The organism is Micrococcus sp. HSID17227, from assembly GCF_003989405.1.
Lineage (GTDB): Bacteria > Actinomycetota > Actinomycetes > Actinomycetales > Micrococcaceae > Micrococcus > Micrococcus luteus.
On record NZ_RBLN01000229.1, the window covers coordinates 1 to 3,454 of the forward strand.

Sequence of the window (3,454 nt, forward strand, 5' to 3'; positions counted from 1 at the left end):
TAGGGACTGCAGGATGTTGCCGTTGCCGGAGCCGAGCTGGCGGGCGTACTGCAGGAGTTCGAAGAAGCCGATGAGGTAGCCCAGCGCCGAGTCCTTGAGGATCACCACGAACTGGCTCAGCAGCGACGGCAGCATGGCGATGAGGGCCTGAGGCACCTCCACGAGCCGCAGGGACTGCATGCTCGTCATGCCCACCGCCGCGGCCGCCTCGCGCTGGCCGCGCGGCAGCGAGCGCACCCCGGAGCGCACCAGCTCCGCGATCACAGACCCGTTGTACAGGGTCAGCGCCGCGATCACCGCGTAGTACGGGCCGTCCTGGGGCTGGATCGCCCCGGTGCGCGCGACCTGTGCGAACAGCTGGTAGAAGAACACCATCATCACGAGCACCGGCACGGCCCGGAAGAACTCCACGACGACGGCGGCCAGCCAGCGCACCGGGCCGACCGGGGCCAGCCGCAGGAAGCCGAACACCAGGCCGAACACCACGGAGGAGACCACGGCGATGCCCGCGGACTGCAGGGTGAACTGCAGGCCCGGCAGGTAATAGTTCCGCCACGCGTTGCCGTCGACGGCGGCCAGCCAGCGGCGGCCGGAGAGCTGGCCGGTGGCGTTCATCTGGATCAGCACGAGCACCGCCACGACCAACACCGCGGCGAGGGAGACGAGGTTGGCGAGGAGGATCCGCCGGCGGGCGATCGGACCCGGGGCGTCGAAGAGGACGGAGGCCTGGGCACTCATCGGGCCACCGCCCACTTCTCCGAGGCCCACGTGGTCAGCAGGCCGATGGGGATGACGATCAGGCAGAAGCCGATCGCGAAGGTCAGGAAGATCGCCACCATCACGTCCGGGCTGAACTCGATCATGCGCTTCATCAGGCCCGAGGCCTCCGCCACCGACGCCGCGGCGGCGACGGTGGTGTTCTTGGTCAGCGCGATCACGGTGTTGCCCAGCGGGGTGATGGCCCCGCGCAGCGCCTGGGGCAGGATCACGTGGCGGGCCGCGGGCAGGAAGCCCAGGCCGATGGAGCGGGCGGCCTCGGCCTGCCCGAGCGGGACGGTGTTGACGCCGGAGCGGATCGCCTCGCACATGAACGCCGCGTGGTAGAGCGAGAGGGCGATCACGGCGTAGATGAAGAAGTTCAGCGTGAAGTCGGACGAGAAGCTGATCTTCAGCTGTCCCCAGACGGCGAGCACGCCGAGCAGCATGATGATCGTGAGCGGGGTGTTGCGGACCACGTTGACGTAGCCGGCGCCGAGGGCGCGCAGCGAGGGGACGGGCGAGATGCGGAACAGGGCGAGCACCACGCCGAGGACGAACGAGCCGAGGGTCGCGAGGAACGCGAGCCTGATGTTCGTCCAGAACGCGAGCGGGATGTCCGCGCCGTAGTCCGCGAGGAGCGAGGAGATCGATTCCATGAGTTCTCCGAGGGTCGGGACAAGGCTGACGGGCAGGGGAGCCGCCGGGCGGGCCGAGGGTGACGGTTCAGGTCACGTCCCAGGCCCACCCGGCGGCGCAGGTCGTCAGGCGCAGGGCTCGAACTCGGCGTCCTCGCCGGAGTTCAGCGTCTCGTCGTAGGTGTAGCCCGTGCCCTCGGTGTTGGACTCGAGGGCCTTCTCCCACTCGCCGGAGTCCTTCATCTCCTTGATGGCTTCGTTGATGTCCTCGCACCGCTCCGAGTCCTTCGGCAGACCGACGCCGTAGCGCTCCGTGGTGAAGGTGTTGCCGACGACCTTGAACTTGCCCTTGTTGGCGTCGGCGGCGGCCAAGCCCGCGAGGATGATGTCGTCCGTGGTCACGGCGTCCACCTGGCCGGACTCGAGGTAGGTCACGCATTCGGCGTAGCCGCCCTGCTCCACCAGGTTCACGCCGGAGGCGAACTGGTCCTTGATCTTCTGGGCCGAGGTGGAGCCGGTGACGGAGCAGAGGTTCTTCCCCTCGAGGGACTCGGGGCCGGTGATCGCGGTGTCGTCCGCGCGGACCAGCAGGTCCTGGCCGGCCACGAAGTACGGGCCCGCGAAGTCGACGCGCTCCTTGCGGGCGTCCGTGATGGAGTACGTCGCGAAGATCATGTCGACCTCGCCGTTCTCCAGGGCGTTCTCCCGGTTCGCGGACGGGGTCTGGACCCACTCGATGTCCTTCTCGGCCACGCCGAGCTTGTCCGCCACGTAGCGGGCCACGTCCGTGTCGAAGCCGGTGGGCTGGGCCGAGCCCTCGCGGTAGCCCAGGCCCGGCTGGTCGAACTTGATGCCGATGCGCAGGCGCTCGCCGGAGCCGGACGACGTCGACTCGCCGGCCGAAGACGAGCCGGCGGCGTCGCCACCGCCGCCCTGCGACGAGGAGGGGGCGCAGGCGGTGAGGGACAGGGCGGCCGCGGCGGTGACGGCGGACAGGGTCAGGAGCTTCGTGCGGAGCATGGTGCTCTCCTCTGGTTCGGTGCGGTGGGGGCGACGGGGGACGGGGTCAGTGCGCGAGGATCTTGCCCAGGAAGTCCTGGGCGCGCTCGTGCCGGGGGTTCGTGAAGAAGGTGTCGGGGTCGGTGTCCTCGAGGATGGCGCCGTCGGCCATGAAGACCACGCGGTCCCCGGCCTTGCGGGCGAAGCCCATCTCATGGGTGACCACGACCATGGTCATGCCCCCCTCGGCGAGCTGGACCATGACGTCGAGGACCTCCTGCACCATCTCGGGATCGAGGGCGGAGGTCGGCTCGTCGAAGAGCAGGGCCTTCGGCTCCATCGCCAGGGCACGGGCGATGGCCACGCGCTGCTGCTGCCCGCCGGAGAGCTGGGCCGGCATCTTCCTGGCCTGGGCGGCCACGCCCACGCGCTCGAGCAGCTCCATCGCGTGCCGCTCGGCGTCTGCCCGGCGCTTGCCCTTCACCTTGATGGGCCCGAGGGTGACGTTCTCCAGGATCGACTTGTGTGCGAAGAGGTTGAACGACTGGAAGACCATGCCGATCTCGGCGCGCAGTTGGGCGAGCTGCTTGCCCTCGGTGGGGAGCGGCCGCCCGTCGATCAGGATGCGGCCGCCGTCGTCGTCGATGGTCTCGAGCCGATTGATCGTGCGGCACAGCGTCGACTTGCCGGAGCCCGACGGGCCGAGGACGATCGCCACCTGGCCGCGCGGGATCCGCAGGTCGATCTGTCGGAGGGCGTGGAAGTCGCCGAAGTGCTTGTTGACGCCCTCGAGGACGATCAGGTCGTCGCCTGCGGCACCGCGACGGCGCCGCGTGCCGGCCTCGTCGAGGAGGTGGGCGCCGTGGGGCTGCTCAGGCGTGATCTGCGTCATGCCAATGGAATATAGCGCACGCCACACCCGGCGGGGTGCGCCGTGCGACGCCGGCCCTGGCGGCCCGCCGGCTCGTTAGGCTGACGCCATGGCCCCACATGAGCACCCCTCGGGCGGCGACGTCGCCGCCGCGCCCCAGCGCGTCCGCCGCGGCGGGCAGGTCCTGCGC

The 3,454-nt window shown here is 70.0% G+C and carries 4 protein-coding genes; all 4 read right to left on the reverse strand.

Annotated elements, in window-relative coordinates; all coding sequences use genetic code 11:
• Positions 1-738 (reverse strand): amino acid ABC transporter permease (locus D8M29_RS09910; protein ID WP_148111571.1); only part of this gene is annotated, 738 nt, incomplete at its 3' end.
• Positions 735-1,415 (reverse strand): amino acid ABC transporter permease, encoded by a 681-nt coding sequence (locus tag D8M29_RS09915; protein ID WP_049146610.1) that lies wholly within the window; start codon positions 1,413-1,415, stop codon positions 735-737. The genes D8M29_RS09910 and D8M29_RS09915, both read right to left, overlap by 4 nt.
• 105 nt (positions 1,416-1,520) lie before the next feature.
• A complete protein-coding gene (locus D8M29_RS09920; RefSeq protein ID WP_060973724.1) occupies positions 1,521-2,414 on the reverse strand; it encodes a glutamate ABC transporter substrate-binding protein in 894 nt (297 codons plus the stop codon).
• Positions 2,415-2,460: 46 nt separating this feature from the next.
• Positions 2,461-3,195, reverse strand: a complete 735-nt coding sequence (locus D8M29_RS09925) for an amino acid ABC transporter ATP-binding protein (protein WP_127435213.1) — start codon at positions 3,193-3,195, stop codon at positions 2,461-2,463.
• Between the last annotated feature and the right edge of the window lie 259 nt (positions 3,196-3,454).